12 protein-coding genes are annotated in these 17,537 nt (G+C 66.5%); 7 read left to right on the top strand and 5 right to left on the bottom strand.

The window, feature by feature from the left end; translation table 11 throughout:
- Window positions 1-40: 40 nt before the first annotated feature.
- Entirely contained in the window at window positions 41-925 is an 885-nt protein-coding gene (locus PQI07_RS00980; RefSeq protein WP_274925861.1) for a LysR family transcriptional regulator, read from the top strand.
- A gap of 337 nt (window positions 926-1,262) precedes the next feature.
- Here the strand turns inward: PQI07_RS00980 and atzD are convergent, their stop codons facing one another.
- A complete protein-coding gene (gene atzD / locus PQI07_RS00985; RefSeq protein ID WP_274925862.1) occupies window positions 1,263-2,369 on the bottom strand; it encodes a cyanuric acid amidohydrolase in 1,107 nt (368 codons plus the stop codon).
- Window positions 2,370-2,859: 490 nt separating this feature from the next.
- On the opposite strand from atzD, the gene PQI07_RS00990 reads away from it, so the two are divergent.
- Window positions 2,860-3,816, top strand: a complete 957-nt coding sequence (locus tag PQI07_RS00990; protein WP_179698061.1) for a helix-turn-helix domain-containing protein — start codon at window positions 2,860-2,862, stop codon at window positions 3,814-3,816.
- 231 nt (window positions 3,817-4,047) lie between these two features.
- Here the strand turns inward: PQI07_RS00990 and PQI07_RS00995 are convergent, their stop codons facing one another.
- Together PQI07_RS00995 and PQI07_RS01000 are read right to left on the bottom strand one after the other, a co-directional pair.
- Window positions 4,048-5,421: an IS1182 family transposase gene (locus tag PQI07_RS00995; protein WP_274925863.1), complete on the bottom strand. Its 1,374-nt coding sequence runs from the start codon at window positions 5,419-5,421 to the stop codon at window positions 4,048-4,050.
- A 336-nt stretch (window positions 5,422-5,757) separates the two neighbouring features.
- The gene (locus PQI07_RS01000) at window positions 5,758-6,432 is read right to left on the bottom strand and encodes a helix-turn-helix domain-containing protein (protein ID WP_274925864.1); all 675 of its coding nucleotides are present in this window, start codon (window positions 6,430-6,432) and stop codon (window positions 5,758-5,760) included.
- A 440-nt stretch (window positions 6,433-6,872) separates the two neighbouring features.
- On the opposite strand from PQI07_RS01000, the gene PQI07_RS01005 reads away from it, so the two are divergent.
- The 5 genes from PQI07_RS01005 to dctP all read left to right on the top strand — a co-directional run bounded on the left by PQI07_RS01005 (window position 6,873) and on the right by dctP (window position 14,649).
- Window positions 6,873-8,525, top strand: a complete 1,653-nt coding sequence (locus tag PQI07_RS01005) for an MFS transporter (protein ID WP_043755542.1) — start codon at window positions 6,873-6,875, stop codon at window positions 8,523-8,525.
- Window positions 8,526-8,568: 43 nt separating this feature from the next.
- The gene (locus tag PQI07_RS01010; protein ID WP_274925865.1) at window positions 8,569-9,762 is read left to right on the top strand and encodes an iron-containing alcohol dehydrogenase; all 1,194 of its coding nucleotides are present in this window, start codon (window positions 8,569-8,571) and stop codon (window positions 9,760-9,762) included.
- A 115-nt stretch (window positions 9,763-9,877) separates the two neighbouring features.
- The gene (locus PQI07_RS01015) at window positions 9,878-11,356 is read left to right on the top strand and encodes an aldehyde dehydrogenase (RefSeq protein ID WP_164706441.1); all 1,479 of its coding nucleotides are present in this window, start codon (window positions 9,878-9,880) and stop codon (window positions 11,354-11,356) included.
- Window positions 11,357-11,488: 132 nt separating this feature from the next.
- A complete protein-coding gene (locus PQI07_RS01020) occupies window positions 11,489-13,462 on the top strand; it encodes an aconitate hydratase (protein ID WP_274925866.1) in 1,974 nt (657 codons plus the stop codon).
- 161 nt (window positions 13,463-13,623) lie between these two features.
- On the top strand, window positions 13,624-14,649 hold the full coding sequence (dctP, locus tag PQI07_RS01025) for a TRAP transporter substrate-binding protein DctP (protein ID WP_182592110.1): 1,026 nt from the start codon (window positions 13,624-13,626) through the stop codon (window positions 14,647-14,649).
- Between the two features lie 426 nt (window positions 14,650-15,075).
- On the opposite strand, the gene PQI07_RS01030 is transcribed toward dctP, so the two are convergent.
- Together PQI07_RS01030 and PQI07_RS01035 are read right to left on the bottom strand one after the other, a co-directional pair.
- The gene (locus PQI07_RS01030) at window positions 15,076-15,990 is read right to left on the bottom strand and encodes a DUF3471 domain-containing protein (RefSeq protein WP_274925867.1); all 915 of its coding nucleotides are present in this window, start codon (window positions 15,988-15,990) and stop codon (window positions 15,076-15,078) included.
- A gap of 509 nt (window positions 15,991-16,499) precedes the next feature.
- A complete protein-coding gene (locus PQI07_RS01035) occupies window positions 16,500-17,531 on the bottom strand; it encodes a hypothetical protein (RefSeq protein ID WP_274925868.1) in 1,032 nt (343 codons plus the stop codon).
- Window positions 17,532-17,537 lie beyond the last annotated feature (6 nt).

A 17,537-nucleotide genomic window follows, 5' to 3' on the forward strand; every position in this document is an offset into this window, starting at 1 on the left:
GGGCGAGATGGGACAGGGTGTTGCAAAAGGTGGAACGACAATGCAGCTCTCCGACCTGCGCGCGTTCGTGCGCATCACCGACCTGATGAGCGTGTCGGCCGCGGCGCGCGCGCTCGGCCTGCCGAAGTCGGGGGTCAGCCGCGCGCTCGCACGGCTGGAGCGCGATCTCGGCGTGGTGCTGATGGACCGCTCGACGCGGCATTTGCGGCTGACCGACGCCGGCACGCTGTTTCGGCCGCACGCGCTCCGCATCCTGGCCGACGTGGACGAGGCAGGCACGGCACTCGAAGGGTTGGGAGGCGTTCCGGCCGGTACGCTGCGGGTCAGCCTGCCTTTCACGGTCGCGACCGCACTGGTCGCTCCCATGCTGCCGGGGTTCATGGCCGCCTATCCCCAGGTCCGCGTGATGCTGGCGGTCGAGAACCGCTTCGTCGACATGCCGGCCGAGATGGCCGACCTGCTGATCCGGGTGGGACCGCTCGTAGACAGCGACCTGATCGCCCGCCGGCTGCTGGTCTCGGAGGCATGGCTCTGCGCCAGCCCCGGCTATCTCGCGGCGCGCGGGACGCCCGCTCACGCCGCGGACCTCACCGACCACACGCTGATCGGCTACGGCGATCGGGCCATGGCCTACCAGGACGATGCGACCGGCGACGCCAGACGCATCGAGCTGCCGCCGGCCGTCGCCATCTCCGACTCCGCGGCTCTGCTGCCAGTGGTACTGGGCGGCGCCGGCATCGCGTACCTGCCCGATTTCCTTGCGAGGCCGTACGTCGCGGACGGCCGGCTGGTTCGGCTATGGCCCACCGCCGAGGGCATCGAGACCGTGATTCACGCGATCTACCCGAGCCACCACAGCTTGTCGGCCAAGGTGCGAGTCTTCATCGACGCGCTGGTTGCCAGCTTCGATGGATTGCAGCGTTAGCGCTAAGTCGAAGCTGCAATCCGGCACAGGGTTCGCCGTCTTCCCGGGCACCCTCCCGGCTGATCGCCGATCCAGTCATTGCGCGTCTCACGGCATCGTCACAGTTGGATTGAGTGAATGTGTTGCCTTCCGATTCTCAATGTTTTCGGGACGGCAACATCGCCCATCAACGTCAGCTTTCGATGCGTCCTTGCCCTGAAGCCGAAGGACTGCCGTCCACCGATCGAAGGCACTCGGAGGCGCGTTGGCGCCGCGGGAGCTGGCCGAGGGCTACCAGCTTGCTTTGGCGAACGGCCCTCGGCAGAGCGGACGCACTTCTGCGGCCCCGCGTACGGTTTCAGTCCCTCACGCGGGCGATGACCGCTACCGGCCCGCCGCCATCCGGCCCCTGATGCTCAGCGCCGCCGGAGACGAACAGGTCCGTCCGGCCGATCGCCGCGGCGGCCACGCCGCCGACCAAGGCGCGGGCGTGCCGGGTGGCGTTGATATCGCTGTCGTCGTTCATGATGTGGCGCCGTCCCCGGATCAGGCCGTCGTGGGAGGGCTCGGCCTTGGCGAGCAGGGCGATCACGCGCTCCGACTCATGAGGCGGCAACTGCCCCGCTTCCAGGAAGCCGAGGTCGGTGAGCACCCCCCGAATCGCGGGCAGGTCGATGCCGTCGTCCATGACCCGGTGGGCGATGGCGAGCGGGCCTGTCCAGCCCTGGGAGTTGCCGAGCACGATGATCTCGTTGCGCATCAGCTCGATCCCCGCCGAGCAGCTGGCGCGGCCGGAGAAAAGATCGCGTCGGGTGCCGATGGCGGAATCCGTGAGATGTTCGCGGTCGACCTCCCCGAGGGCGAGGGCGATGCCGAGCGCCGAGGCGCCGCGGGATAAGCCCATCGAGGCGTAGGTGTCGTGTGTGGCAACGCCGTGGCCCCGGGCGGCCGCCTCGGCGATCCGAGCGCTCGTCAGGAGCGGGCACTTCACCTGCACCAAATGCACGTCGGCGGGATCGGTGAGCCCCGCCTCTGCCATGGCCCGGCCGACCGCCGCCGCAGTCGCCTCGACCTGCGCCAACCGGCCGATCTCCTCCGCCCGGAACTCCTGCGTGAAGGCCGTGCCGATGGCGAGCGCCTTGCCCTCCGGCACCGCAGGGCCGTCACGCCGGGCGAGGACGAGGAAGTGCGGCGACAGCCCGCCTTCGGTGCCGCCGGACATGACGAGGGCGATCCGCGCGCCGACCTCCGCCGCCGTGCAGCCGAGGGCGGTGGCGAGCGCCGTCTCCAGGGCCATCACCGCAAGCTGCCGGGTGAAGTCATTCACGCAGCCATTGCCCTCGGTCTTGCCGAAGATCGCGACGATCTCGGTCACGTCCACCGCCCCGGAAGCGACGAGGCCCATCACCTCGGAGACGTCGGCGGGATGCTGCGCGGGCACGCGGAAGACGAGGCATTCGGGCATGGGGGAACCAGGGTGGAAAAAAGGGGCGCCGCCCTTTCATCGGGGCAAACCCATCGTCCGTCCGCGCGCCCAGCGACGACAGGAACCGGCACGATCGGGTGGCCAGCAGGGGCAAGCACAGACCGGACCATCTTCGGAGAATCCCTGAGCATTCTACCGCCCGGGCGGAGCAAGTCGTCGATCGGCTCCCGACTCCGAACCAGCACATTGGCCCAATCTGCGGTAGAAGCAGACCGTCTCCAGACCACTCCCTGCCGCCGTTCCGGTAGCGACCCAACCCGGTCACTCAACCGGCCGAGATAAATTCCCATACGCGGACGCAGCTGGGTGCGACTTCCCGTTCACAGAATGGCGGCGCTATGGACACCACTTCTGAAGATTGTATACGATCCTCATAGATATCAGCTGAGGTGTTGTGTCCAGGTGACGACGACCATTCAACGTCGGTGATGGCACACGCCTCAGCGGGCGGTGAGCACAAGACCTGTCGATGCATCTTCTTCATTCTACAGCTACGCTGCCGCCTGCGAATAGGTTCAAGGTCTGGCGCGATCTGCTGGCAAACCGATACGGAGAGTTCGAGTTTACCCGCCTTGGTGACCGGCCGTTCACGAGCAAGGTCGAGGCGACGAAGATCGGGTCCTTGCCGATCGCGCGTTTCACGCAAAGTGCAGCAGAGCAGACAAGCCGAAGGCGCCCGTCGAGCCACGCCCCTGACTCGGTGCTGGCACTCTTCAAGCTGGCCGGAACGACGTCGGGAACCATGCAGGAAGACCGAGCGGCCGTTCAACGCCCCGGCGATCTGGTCTTGCTCAATCGTCGGCCCTCCGTGCTGGGAACAGCTGACGATGGTCAGTCACTGGTGATCGAACTGCCGCGCGCGCGCCTGGAGGGCCTGTTTGGTCCGTCCAACCTCTACACGTCCTTGACCATCGGGGCGGAGTTGGCCTCCACGACGCTGGCCCTGACTTACTTCCGGGAGCTGATCCGGGTCGAGGGACAGCTTGGCGCCGACACGGCGGAGCGCATGTCGTCGATCGGGCTGGACCTGATCATGGCCAGCATCGCTGAGCGCTTGGCCAAGGAAGTGCCCCGGCCGCTGCACGGTAGCGTCGTGGTCCAGCGTGCCAAGGCTTACGTCGAAGCCAATCTGCACGACCAGACGCTCGATCCGCCTCGACTTGCAGCCGCCATGGGTGTCTCGCTGCGGCGGCTGCAGGAGCTGTTCCACGAGCGCGGTCAGCACATCTCCGACTGGATCTGGGAGCGCCGGCTGGCGGTGGCTGCGAAGCGCTTGGCCGACCCAGCCTCGTTGCACCTACCGATTGGCACGCTGGCTTATGAGTGCGGGTTCACCAGCCAGGCGCACTTCTCTCGGCGCTTCAAGCACAGGTACGGCTGCTCGCCCGGTGAGCATCGACGAGCGGCGCAACAGTCAGTTCGATGATCCGGCTGAGGCCACAGACAGCGGCTTAACGGCCCTGCACACGCCAGTTGGTTTTGACCCCGAGTCGGGCGCACGATCCTTGTCTATCGGCAACCAGAACTCGAACGTCCTTTAACCTTGGTCATTTGCTTGAAAGCAGACCGGCGGGAAACCACCGATTTCGTTGAAAAACTCGCGGTCGGCCTGGATCGAGGTTTGATCGGGGCTTGGCTGAGGGCCTCCCCCAGCCGATCAGGCTAGGCTCGGCTGCCCCAGCGGGATCAGCTTGGCCAGCGTCCGTAGGTTCTGGGCGGCGGCCGCGAGGTGGAATTCGTCCCGGGCTCCATCCGGCCCCCGCAACCGAAGCCGATCCAGCTTCAGGATCCGCTTGAGGTGGGCAAACAGCATCTCGACCTTCTTGCGCTCCCGCCGCGAGGTACGGCCCGCCTCCGAGGCGCAGATGTCGCGCGCCATCTGCCGGGCGCCCTCGTGGATCGAGCGTGGGATCTTGCGAGCGGATGCGTTGGGGCAGCATCGTGGCTTCAGCGCGCAGGCATCGCAGTCGTGCTTGCTCGCGCGGTAGCGCAGCATCCCGTCTGCGTCGACGAGCGGGGGCGGTGACCTGTAGACCTTCTGACGTTGCCGCAGGTGCTTGCCGGCCGGGCAGGTGTAGGCGTCAGCGCTAGGGTCGTAGGTGAAGGCTGATCGGCTGAAGGTGCCGTCGCGGCGCTCAGACTTGTCGAAGACGGGGATGTGCGGCTCGATGCCCTGCTCGTGGACGAGCCAGCCCAGCATCGCGGCCGATCCGTAACCGCTGTCGCCGGCGAGCCGTGCCGGGTAGAGGTCGAAGCGCTCGCGCGAGCGCACGATCATGCGCTTGGCGGCCGTGACCTCGGCCTGCCGGATCGCGGTGGTCGGCTCGACGTCCACAATGACCGCGTGGTCGAGGTCAATCAGGTAGTTGGCCGCGTAGGCGAAGTAGGCCAGCCCACCGTCCGCGCCCGTCCAGCGCGCGGACGGGTCGGCGGGGGAGACGAGCTTGGGCAGGACCGGCGTCGCAGCGCCGAACGCGGCGTCGTCAAGCACGGCCAGGTACTCCCGGGCGGCGCGGCTGACGGTCTCGGGTGGCAGGCCGTTCGTACCCTCGACGCCCTTCTGCCGGTTGGCATCGGCCTTGATCAGGCTGGCGTCGACCGCGAAGCCCTCGCCGCCCACGAGCCCCTCGGCGATGCAGCGGGTGAGCACGGTCTCGAACAAGCGGCGCAGCAGGTCGCTGTCGCGGAAGCGGCCATGACGGTTCTTGGAGAAGGTCGAGTGGTCGGGCACGGCGCCCTCCAACCCGAGCCGGCAGAACCAGCGATAGGCGAGGTTGAGGTGGACCTCGTCGCACAGGCGGCGCTCGGAGCGGATGCCGAAGCAGTAGCCGATGAGCAGCATGCGGATCATCAGCTCGGGGTCGACCGAGGGCCGGCCCGTCGTGCTGTAGAAGGGCCGCAGGTGCGCACGCAGATCCGACAGGTCAACGAAGCGATCAATGGCGCGCAGCAGATGGTCGACGGGGACGTGGGTATCGAGCGAGAACTCGTAGAACAGGGCACCCTGCTCGACTTGCCGAGGTCCCATCATCTGCTTCGGTCTCCGTCTATCGACACGAGTGAATCACCTCACGACTACCGCCGCAACACCCGAGTTTTTCAACAAAATCGACCCAATCCGGTCATTCGGAGCCACACGCCAGCGGGGCTGGACTTGGCCGATAGCGGCTGGTACGCTCTGCAGGAGACACGCCGCGAAAGCAGACCCGATCTATCCGGCCGTAAGCCGGATCCCGAACGCCGCCCCCGTCGTGGCTGGCCGGTTCACGGGGCCGGGTTCGCCCCGGGCCCGGCGCAAGTGAAGCATGGGCCGCCGCGCATAGGCCGCTACGACTCGCAGGCCGCCGGACCCGCCCAGCTGCCCGCGCTAGCCCCTCTCCACCATGACGACGATGTACACGCAGGGGACAGACCCCTCGTTACACAGACGGTAAGACGACTCGATCATGAAGGAGAGGGTGTCCCCGGACGAGATTTTGTACTCTCGGTCATCTATCAGGGCAGTCAATTCGCCTTCCTGCATCAGGATATGTTTTTCGACCGCGGTCGGATAGACGGGCAGAAGCCCGGATGATTGGCCGGGCGGAATGCAGTGCTTGACGATCTCGGCGCCCCCGCCCTCGCGCAGGGGCGACAGCACCGTCCGCTCGAAGCCGCTCTGCGGATCGCGGAACGTGACTTGGTCCGCGCTCCGGTTCGACGCGACCCCGGTCGCCGCCGGCTCGACGCCGAGCAGGGACGACATCGAAACGTTCAACCCTCGCGCGATGCGCACGATGATCGGCAGGGTTGGCGACTTTTCGCTCCGCTCGATCGCGGAGAGGAAGGCCCGGCTCACCTGAGAGCGCCCGGACAACTCGTTGAGCGTCAAGCCTCGCTTCTTGCGCAGGTCACGGACGCGCCCGCCGAGATTTTTCGAGACCGTTTCGCCCAGTCGCCCCTGCGACTCAGCGTCCCTGTCGTGCTCGCTGCTCTCGTCGCCGAGCGGTGATGGACCGATGTCTGCCGTCAAAGCACGATCAGGATTCGACGAGGTCTTCATCGGAGGCGAGCCACATCCCAGGATCCCGGCAGCACGGGCCGCCATACAGGGCTCTACACCGGCGATCCAAGCGTCGTCGAAAAGATGAGCCCGCGGGCCGTTCCATGATCCCCTATCAATCCAGTGAATTCTTCTATAGAAGAAAAATGTGATCGCGAATCATCAATTCCGGCCATGAATGCGCGGGCGGGGTGAACAAGGCCGAGACGGCCGATCGGGAAGGAAGCGCCTAGAATGCCCCCTGGATCCGTAGATCCGGGGCCGTGCGGTGCTGGCGCGAGACTCTTCGCCCGAACGTCGTCCGAAGCCTGGCCTCACCCAGACCGACTCCGCCCCGGAGTTTGAGCACTCGACGGCCGAACCTCCTTGTTCGGATGTCGAACTTCAGAACAGGACGGGCGGCCTCACCGTGCTGTCCTCAGCGTCCGGGGGGATGTGAGATGGCGACAGCCGCTGTGTTGGGTCGTGCCGCGAGCATGACGGCCAAGGAGAAGCGCGTCATCGTGGCCGCATCACTCGGCACGGTGTTCGAGTTCTACGATTTCTTCCTGATCGGGTTGCTGGCCTCTGAGATCGCCAAAGCCTTCTTTTCCGGGGTGAACCCGACGGCGGGCTTCATCTTCACACTTCTGGGATTCGCCGCGGGCTTCCTGCTGCGCCCGTTCGGCGCCGTCGTGTTCGGCCGCCTCGGCGACCTCGTCGGCCGGAAATACACCTTCCTCGTCACCATCCTGCTGATGGGCCTCTCGACCTTCGTGGTCGGCCTCGTGCCGACCTACGCGACCATCGGCATCACGGCGCCGATCGCCTTCATCACCCTGCGCATGATCCAGGGGCTGGCCCTCGGCGGCGAGTTCGGCGGCGCCATCATCTACGTGGCCGAGCACGCCCCGGCCGACCGTCGTGCGGCCTGGAACGGCTACGTGGTCCTGACCGCGGCGCTCGGCTTCCTGCTGGCCGTCGGGGTGATCATCCCGCTCCGCCTCAGCCTCGGGGCAGGTCCGTTCACGGATTGGGGCTGGCGCATCCCATTCCTGGTCTCGGTGATCCTGCTGGCCATCTCGGTCTGGATCCGGCTGATGCTCGACGAGAGCCCGGAGTTTCGGCGCATGAAGGCGGAGGGCAAGGGCTCGAAGGCCCCCGTGGCCGAGGCCTTCGGCCAGTGGCGCAACCTGCGCCTGATCCTCATCGCGGCCCTGTGCATCGTCCCCGGCCAAGCGGTGGTCTGGTACACGGGCCAGTTCTACTCGTTCTTCTTTCTGACCAAGGTCCTCAAGGTCGAGGGGCTGACCGCCAACCTGCTCCTGATCATCGCCACCGCGCTCTCGGCGCCGCTCTACGTGGTGTTCGGCGCCCTGGCCGACCGCATCGGCCGCAAGCCGGTGTTCCTGATGGGTTTCGTCCTGGCGGCGGTGCTGACCCTGCCGATCTTCCACGCCCTCACCACCTACGCGAACCCGGCGCTGGCGCGGGCGCAGGAGAATGCGCCGATCACCGTGGTGGCCGATCCCGCCGAGTGCGCGGTGCAGTTCAACCCGGTCGGGACCGCCACGTTCACGTCGTCCTGCGACGTGGTGACGGACGCGGTCGCCAAGCTCGGCCTCAGCTACGACCGGCGCAGCGGCACGGGTCCGGCGACGGTGCAGGTCGGCTCCGCGCGCGTGGCCGGCTACGCGGGCGACACGCCCGATGCGGCTACCCAGAAGGCGCGGTTCGAGCGCGAGCTGAAGGCCGCGCTGGCCGCCGCCGGCTACCCGCTCGGCGACGCGGACCCGAACGCCATCAACAAGCCGATGATCGTGCTGCTGCTGTTCGTCCTCCTGAGCTTCGGCACCATGACCTTCTCGGCCTCCACCACCGCGTTGCTGGAGATGTTCCCCTCGCGCATCCGCTACACGGCGATGTCGTTCCCCTACAATCTCAGCTCGGCGTGGTTCGGGGGGTTCCTGCCGGCCACCGCCTTCTCGATCGTGGCGGCCACCGGCAACGTCTATTCCGGCCTCTTCTACCCGATCGGCGTCGCCGTCGCCGCGGCAATCCTCAGCCTCCTGTTCGCGCGCGAGACGCGCGGGACGGACATCTCCCGGGCCTGACCCAATCCGCGCCCTGACGCCGGATGCCACAGCGGAGCGTGCCATGAGCCTGACCTACTTCATGCCGACCCGGGTCGTCTGGGGTCCCGGTTCCCTCGACGGCGTCGGGCCGGCGACCCACGGCCTGGGATGTCGCAACGTTCTGGTCGTCACCGATCCGGTGATCGGCAAGCAAGCCTTCTTCGCCCGCGTTTTAGACAGCCTGAGAGCGGCGGGGCTCGAGACCGCGCTGTTCGACGCCTGCGGGATCGACGCGCGGCTCGCGCACATCGACGAACAGGCGGCCCGCTGCCGCGCGGAGCGGATCGACGGCATCGTCTGCGTCGGCGGCGGCTCGGTGATGTGCACCGGCAAGGGCGTGGGGATCGTCGCGGCCAACGGCACCACCCTGCGCGATCACCTGGGCGCCGGGAATTTCGACCGGCCGGCGCTGCCGATGGTCATGGTGCCGACCACGGCGGGGTCGGGGTCGGAGGTTTCGCAGTTCACCATCGTCAAGGACGAGGAACGGCACCTGAAGCTCCTCGCCGGCGGGCCGCTGAGCTTCCCGGCGGTCGCCGTCCTCGATCCCGCGGTGCTGGCGACGCTGCCGCGGAGCGCGGCGGTCCTGCCCGCGGTCGACGCGCTGACGCACGCGATCGAGGCCTACCTGTCGGATCTCGCCTCGCCGCTCACCGACGCGCTGGCGCTGGAATCGGCCCGGTTGCAGGCCGCCTCGATGCGCGCCTCGATCCTCGACGGCGACGAGACCGCGCGGGCCGACAACCTGCTCGCCTCGGCCATGTCCAACATCGCCTGCGGCAACGCCCGGCTCAGCCACGCGCACGCCCTGTCGCTGCCCCTCGAAGGCCATCTCGACCTCGCGCACCCGCTCGGCGTCGGGACGCTCGTGCCCTGGACCATGGCCCACAACGCAGCGGCGGTGCCCGCCAAGGGCCGACGGCTTGCCGAGGCCCTCGGAGCCGACGTCGCCGGCCTCACCGACGCGCAGGCCGTCGAGGCCGGCGTCGCAGCCCTGTTTCGCCTCTACGACGACATCGGCTTCGCCCGCCATCTGTCGCCGGATCACCTGCCGCCGGAGCGCTGCGCCGAGATGGCCCGCCTCGCGGTTCCGGGCCTCTACGCGCCGCAGACGCCGCCGCACATCGACGAGGATACCCACATCGTCGCGCAGGCGGCCCGGCCGATGACCGTCGCGCAGGCGACGCGGATCTACGAGCGCTGCCTCGGCCGCTGAGGCCCAGGGGACGCGCGGGAACCAGACACAGATCAGGAGATCAGGGATGGACGAGTCCTCGACCCCCGGCCAGCCGGGTTCAAGCGCCGCGTCGGAGCGCGGGCCGGAGGCCGGCGTGCGCGACCTGGACATGTATATCGACGGCGACTGGCGTGCCTCGGCCACCGGGCGATGGATTGAGACCAAGGATCCCTACACCAACCGGGTCTGGGCGCGGATCCCCGAGGCCGGCGCCGCGGATGTCGACGCGGCCGTCCGCGCGGCGCACGCCGCGTTCTCCGACGGTCCGTGGGCGCGCATGACCGCCAGCGACCGCGGGCTGCTGCTCCACCGTCTCGGCGACGTGATCGCCGCGAACGCGCAGGAGCTGGCCGATCTGGAGGTCCGCGACAACGGCAAGCTCATGGTCGAGATGCTCGGCCAGATGAAGTACCTGCCGCGCTGGTTCCAATACTACGGCGGTCTCGCCGACAAGATTGAGGGCTCGGTGCCGCCGACCGATAAGGTCGGCATGTTCAACTACGTCGTACACGAGCCGATCGGCGTGGTCGGAGCGATCACGCCGTGGAACTCGCCACTCCTGCTGACGGTGTGGAAGCTCGCACCCGCGCTCGCGGCGGGCAACACCGTGGTGGTCAAGCCCTCCGAGTTCGCCTCGGCCTCCATGCTCGGGCTGGCGCGGCTGTTCGCGGAAGCGGGCTTCCCGAAGGGTGTCGTCAACGTGGTGACCGGCTACGGGGCCGAGGCCGGCCGCGCGCTGGTCGAGCACCCGCTCGTGGAGCGCATCGCCTTCACGGGCTCCGACCTCGGCGGTGCCAAGATCTCGGAGGCCGCGGGCCGCCAGTTCAAGCGCGTGTCGCTGGAACTCGGGGGCAAGTCCCCGCACATCGTATTCGCGGACGCCGACATCGACGCGGCGGTCAAGGGCGTCATCTCCGGCATCTTCGCCGCCGCCGGCCAGACCTGCATGGCGGGTTCGCGGCTGCTGCTGCACGCCTCGATCCACGACGCCTTCGTCGAGAAGCTCGTGGCGCGCATGCGGGAGGCCCGGCTCGGCGATCCCCGCGCGGCCGATACCGATGTCGGCCCGATCGCCACCGAGCCGCAGCTCGCGAAGGTCCTGGACTACATCGAGATCGCCAAGGCCGAGGGCGCCCGCTGCGTGCTCGGCGGCAAGCGGGCGAGCGATCCCCGGCTCGGCGAGGGCTGGTTCGTCGAGCCGACGATCTTCACGGGCGTGACCAACCAGATGCGGATCGCCCGCGAGGAGGTGTTCGGCCCGTTGCTATCGATCATGACGTTCGAGACCGACGATGAAGCCGTGGCGATCGCCAACGACACGCCCTACGGCCTCGCCGCCGGGTTCTGGACGACGGATCTCGGACGGGCCCTGAACCTGCCCAGGCGCCTGCGTGCGGGCACCGTCTGGGTGAACGCTTACCGTGTGGTCAGCTACCTCGCGCCCTTCGGCGGGTTCAAGAACTCCGGCATCGGTCGGGAAAACGGGCTCGCGGCGATCCACGAGTACCTTGAGACAAAGAGCGTCTTTATCAATCCAAAATCGTCCATCACGAACCCGTTCACTCTGCAATAAGATAACTAGAGGTACGGCGCGCCGGTCCAAGCTGGACAATACTGCAAGACCTGGCGCCTGGACGCGACGACAAGACGGGAGCCCGGGCCAGCGCCCGGCAGCCCGCGACACGGATCACGAGGGAGGCCCCCGATGGCGTTGAACCTGACGCAGAAGCTCGTCCAGTCCCACCTCGCCGAGGGCGACCTCACCCCGGGCGGCGAGATCGCTCTCAGGATCGACCAGACCCTCCTGCAGGACGTGCTCGGCGGCCTCGTCATGCTTGAGCTGGAGGCGATGGGCGTCGAGCGCGTCAAGGTCGGTCTCGCGGCGCAATACATCGACCACAACCTTGTCCAGAACGACCAGCTCAACGCGGATGAGCACATGTTCCTGCGCTCGGCCTGCCGCCGATTCGGGGTCTGGTACTCGCGGCCGGGCAACGGCATCAGCCATCCGGTCCACATGCAGAGCTTCGGCAAGCCCGGGCAGACGCTGGTCGGTTCCGACAGCCATAGCCCCGCGGCCGGATCGCTCGGCATGCTGGCTTTCGGGGCGGGCGGCGTCGAGGTCGCGCTCGCCATGGCGGGGGAGCCGCTGCAGCTGCGCATGCCCCGGGTCTGGGGCGTGAAGCTGACCGGGTCGCTGCCCGACTGGGTGAGCGCCAAGGACGTGATCCTGACGCTGCTCGGCCGCCACGGGGTCGAGGGCGGGTTCGGCCGGATCATCGAGTATTACGGGCCGGGCCTGGAGGGCCTGACCGCCATGGACCGGCACGTCATCGCCAACATGGGCGCCGAGATGGGCGCCACCACGAGCGTGTTCCCCTCCGATGCGTCGACGAAGGCCTTCCTCGACGGTGTCGGGCGCGGCGGCGACTGGACGCCGCTCGCGGCCGACGCGGGCTGCGCTTACGACGACCACGAGGAGGTCGATCTCTCCACCCTCGTACCGATGATCGCCAAGCCGTCGAGCCCCGGCAACGTCGTGCCCGTCTCGGAGGTCGCCGGCACCGAGATCTACCAGGCTTACATCGGCTCCTCGGCCAATCCGGGCTTCCGCGACTTCGCCGTGGCGGCCGCCATCGTGAAGGGCCGCACCGCCCACGATCGGGTGTCCTTCGACATCAACCCCTCGACCCGGGTCGTGCTGGAGACCCTGATCCGGGACGGCCAGCTCTCCGACCTTATCCACGCTGGCGCTCGGGTCCATCAGGCCGGCTGCAACGGCTGCATCGGCATGGGCCAGGCCCCCGCCTCGGGCCGCAACTCCCTGCGGACGGTGCCGCGCAACTTTCCCGGCCGCTCCGGCACCCGGGAGGACAGCGTGTTCCTGTGCTCCCCGGAGACGGCCGCGGCCTCGGCGCTCACCGGCATCATCACCGATCCGCGCACCCTCGACATGCCCTACCCGCGGATCGTGCCGCCCGCGATGGTGCCGGCCAACACCACGATGCTGGTGGCGCCCTTGGCCGAGGCGGAGGCCCGGGCGGTGCGGCTGGAGAAATCCGAAAACATCACGACGCTGCCCGACCTCGGCAAGCTCGGGCCCGACATCCGCGTGCCGGTGATGCTGAAGACCGGCGACGACATCTCCACCGACGACATCATGCCGGCGGGCGCCCGGGTGATGCCCTACTGGTCGAACATTCCGAAGACGAGCGAGTTCACCTTCGAGCCGATCGACGACACCTATCCGAAGCGGGCGAAGCAAGGCGGCAAGGAGCGCACCGGCCACGCCATCGTCGGCGGCCTGAATTACGGCCAGGGCTCGAGCCGCGAGAACGCCGCACTCGCCCCGCGCTATCTCGGGCTGGAGGTCGTGCTGGCCAAGAGCTTCGCCCGGATCCACTGGCAGAACCTCGTGAATTTCGGCGTCCTGCCGCTGACCTTCCAGGACTTGGCCGACTACGACCGGCTGGAGATGGGCGACACGGTGGAGATCACCGGCGTCGTCGACGCGCTGGCGGCGGGCCGGGAGATCACCGCGACCGTCCGGGGCGGCAAGGCGACGATCCGGCTGCGGCACGACCTGTCGCCGCGCCAGATCGAGATCCTGCTCGCGGGCGGCGTGATCAACTGGCTGCGCGGGCGCATCCAGCCCGAACCCGCCCGCACCGTCGCCTGAGAACTGTTGACCAGGCCGGCGAGCGGCACCTGTGAGGCGCGCGCCGCACACGTTGGCTCCCGGCCCGGGTCGGGTGCCGCCGGCCGGTCGCCCCAGAACCCGAGATCGAACACGTCTATCGGTGACAGGCTTCACCGTCACGAAAAGATGGAGGACTCAGCATGATCGTCACACGCCGCAACCTGCTCGGATCGGCGGCGATCGGCGCCGGCCTGATCACCAGCCCGGCCGTGCTGCGGGCACAGGCGCCGAAGGTGCTGCGCATCTCGCACCAGTTTCCGGGCGGCACTCTGGAGTCCGGTGACGCCCGCGACCGCATCTGCCGCCGCTTCGGCCTTGAGCTCGAGAAGCGCACCGGCGGCAGCCTGACGGTACAGGTCTATCCGGGTTCCTCGCTGGTGAAGACGCTCGCGCAGTTCAGCGCGGTGCGCAAAGGGGCCGTCGACCTGAGCCTCGTGCCGCTCTCCTACGCGGGCGGCGAGCTGCCGGAGGCCAACATCGCCCTGATGCCGGCCCTGGTGACGAACTACGATCAGGCCGCCCGGTGGCGCACCGCCCCGGTCGGAGAGCGGCTCGCCAAAACGCTCAACGACAAGGGCGTGATGATCGTGACCTGGGTCTGGCAATCGGGAGCGGTCGCCTCGCGCGTCCACCCGATCCTCGTGCCCTCCGACGTGAAGGGCGTAAAGATCCGCGGCGGCGGCCGCGAGATGGACCTCGTGTTCCAGGCCTCCGGCGCCATCGTCTCCACCATGCCGTCGAGCGAGATGTATATCGGCATGCAGACCGGTGCGCTGGAGGCGGCGGTGAGCGCCTCCACGAGCCTGATCTCGTTCCGTCTCGACGAGCTGACCAAGAACCTCACCGCCGGCCGGGGGCGCTCCTTCTGGTTCATTCTGGAGCCGCTGATCATCTCCAAGGCAACGTTCGAGGCGCTGACGCCGGAGCAGCAGAGGGCTGTTCAGGAGATCGGCCAGGAGCTGGAGGCCTTCTCCTTCGCGGCCGCCAAGGCCGATGACGAGGAGATCACCAAGATCTACGCCGCCCGCGGTGCCAAGATCCACGAACTCACGGCCGATCACATTCAGACATGGCGTGAGGCGGCCCGCGACACGGCCTGGAAGGATTTCGCCGGCAAGAACGCCTCGTGCGCCGAGCTGCTCAGGCTCGCGGAGCAGGTGCAGTGAGGTGCGCCCGGATGCGGCTCCGCCTCCTGCGGAACGCATAAGCGATATCCGACGCTCGCCGAGATGTCTGCCGGGATCTGCGAGCGCGGCATCGACCCCCTGAATGCCGACGCGCGTCGAGACCGAAGGGATGCCTCCGAAGCCCTCCGCGGCGGCCCCCAGCGCGGTCGTCAAGCCGCATGTCCGCTCAAGCCGCAGGTCAGCTTTCGAGATGTCCGCGTTTCGACCCAGATGACCGGTTTGGGCGCAATGCCGAATGTCTGGTCCTGCGTGCGCTGACGATCCGGCGTGACGCAGTCTGGCCGAAAGCCGCCAGTCCGCTTCGAAGGAGGTCCGCCGGAAAAGCGGACGGCCCGCTGCCGACCCAACCCAGCCGTCCGGATGGCCACTAGTAGATCTACAAAGCGGCCATCCGGACGTGGATCGTCAGGGCACTAAGCGAAAGCTAGCCATTTCGATTTTCGATGCATCATTTAAGCTAAGACGCCATTCTGTCTCAGCTTTATCGAATTTAACTTCGTATACATCGCAGCCATCGGCCATCGAAATACCTCTGAATTGAATTGATAATAACTCGCCCCACCTTTGGAGAGTCCGCTTATTATCCGGAATTTGCTCTTCAAAAGCTCGTGCTAAGCCGGAAGACATAAGATTAGGCTCCGGGATGCCCAGTTGGGTTGCTTTGATGATACGACGAAGCGCCTGTTCACTACCGGATCTCGGCTCGTTCGTGGCCTTCCGTGCTTCGATGGACCGCTCGACAGATGCTGCCTTTTCCCTGCTGATGCGCGGCGCAGATTGTTCAATGCCGTTTTGGTGAAGCACTAACAAGGTCGCCGCGCCACTATCGTCTCGTTCAAAGCTAAGCTGCGCCTTGATGAGCGAGTTCCTATAAAAGAACTTTGTCGAACTTTCCGCGAGCAACGAATAGAAAGTTTGACCTGTCAGCCTCGCCATAAGACCATCTTCGTCACGCTCAATAGAGAAAATACTCTTGGGAGCTAATTCATAAAATCCGACAAACTGATCCAGCGTTTTGGAATCTATCGAGATCGCTTTACGTGGGAGCGCCTGTTCCGCCGCTAGGCGCACAACCTTATCGGCGGCGCTTTCTGCGTTCGTTCGACCCGTCAGCTTCTGAACCTCTGCCCGCAGCCGACGCCAGCTAGAAAACCCGTATTTGCGGGCAACCTCCTTTTGGGCTTCCGACAACTGCGCAGTTGGATCTGACACACGCAGCGTCTTGAGCCGCGCCTTCGCTTCGTTGCGAAGGTACTCAAGGTTCGGACGCTCTGGGAGGGCCTTGCCTTGAAGGGCACGCGATAAGGCGGTTTCGGCCATGAAATCCTTCCTTCCTCAGCGCCCATCGTCCGCGTTGCTGGGCAGGAAGTCAGGTCATGATCAAGGATGCCGAATGGGCTAAGCCCTTCACGCGGACCGTTGGCCTATCCTGAGGCCAAAGCCAGGTTACGTCCGGAATTGGAGGACGGCAAGAGGGGTTTACAATGGGGTATGCGTGGGCCGAACGGCAATGTCTCCTTCGATGCCTGGGCCACTCGTAAGCGGAACGGCAAAAATCCACCCACCCCGGTCATCCAGAGGCACATTCCAGCGGCCTGGAAATGGCCGAAAGCTGCCTGTCCGGTTTCTGGCAGACCGTGGCTCGAAGCAGACATGCCCGTCTGACCGAGCGTTTTACCGGCGTTTGAAAGTCCGACATATTTTCCCGACAAAAAATGAGCCGGTTTGGTATGGCTTCTGAAAGTTGGGACGACTCGTCGGGAAATCGATCGTTTTACCGACACAAACAGTCGGCTGCTGTGACGCCTGCAGCGGTCAGAAAATCACCGTCAGGAGGGGTGCTTCACAGGCGCCGATACCCATCCACTCGTAGTTCGAAGCTCTTCAGTGATACTTATCTCAAGACGACAGGTTGGGCTGTAGAGAGTGAGCGTGGCCGCGGTGTCCGTGTCGTTGTAGGTGATGGATGCACCGTACGGCACGAGAGGCTCGGAGTTGGGGGCGGATGCTAAAGGGTCCACCCGCTGGAACGGAGGACGGTAGGTCAATTGCAGGCCAGACGGCCCGACTTCCATGTAGCCGCTCGCCTCAAAGCAAGGCTCGACCGTGTCGGCGAACCAGAACTCGTCCACGTAGCCGGCGTCCAAGAACTCGTGGGGCCACCGCCTCTCGTCAACCGCGGTTGCGCGAGCCGGATCGCGCTGGCGCATCTTGTCCATTACAGCTTTCAGGCGCAGTTCGCTCCACTCGTTAAAGCGCTTCTCCCAAGCATGGCGCTCGACCGTGAAGCGCTGGTGTGCAGCCTCTCGCGCTTTTGGGTCAACGACATCGATCTCAGGCTGTGAGGGGAACGGTCCGGGCCCTCCGTTCTGAGACCAGACATCGGCATGAGACCAGACCGCCACCCGATGCCAAGCGCCATCACCATCTCGTATGGCCTTGCTGACGCGCAACGCGAGGCGGCAGCGCGGGGCCTGGAGAGTCAGGAGGTGGACGTTGTTCGGAGCGCGGGCCTGACTGAAATAGCTCGTGAACCCGACATGAGGGGTAGAAAGATCCACGCCGACGCGGCCTGCATGAAATCCGAAGAGGCGTTCGGGGCAGTCGGCTTCATCGGGGACCTCGAAGGCCACGCGCGCCGTCACCTTCGATGTCGGCATGGCGAAGGGCTGGAGGACGGTTAGGCCGGCGGGAGGCGACCAGTTGAGGGACAGCGTCTCGCCGAGGTGCTTGAGATCGAAATGCCATGTGGTGGGGTGATAATCACGCGACCATGCGGTTCCTGGCCCAAAGACTGCAAGGCTGCTGAGAACAGCAAAGCACATTGAGGCAATAATTCTTATGAATTTCTTGTAACTCACGATTTA

Source organism: Methylobacterium sp. 092160098-2, from assembly GCF_028920805.1.
In the GTDB taxonomy this organism is placed as follows: Bacteria; Pseudomonadota; Alphaproteobacteria; order Rhizobiales; family Beijerinckiaceae; genus Methylobacterium; species Methylobacterium fujisawaense.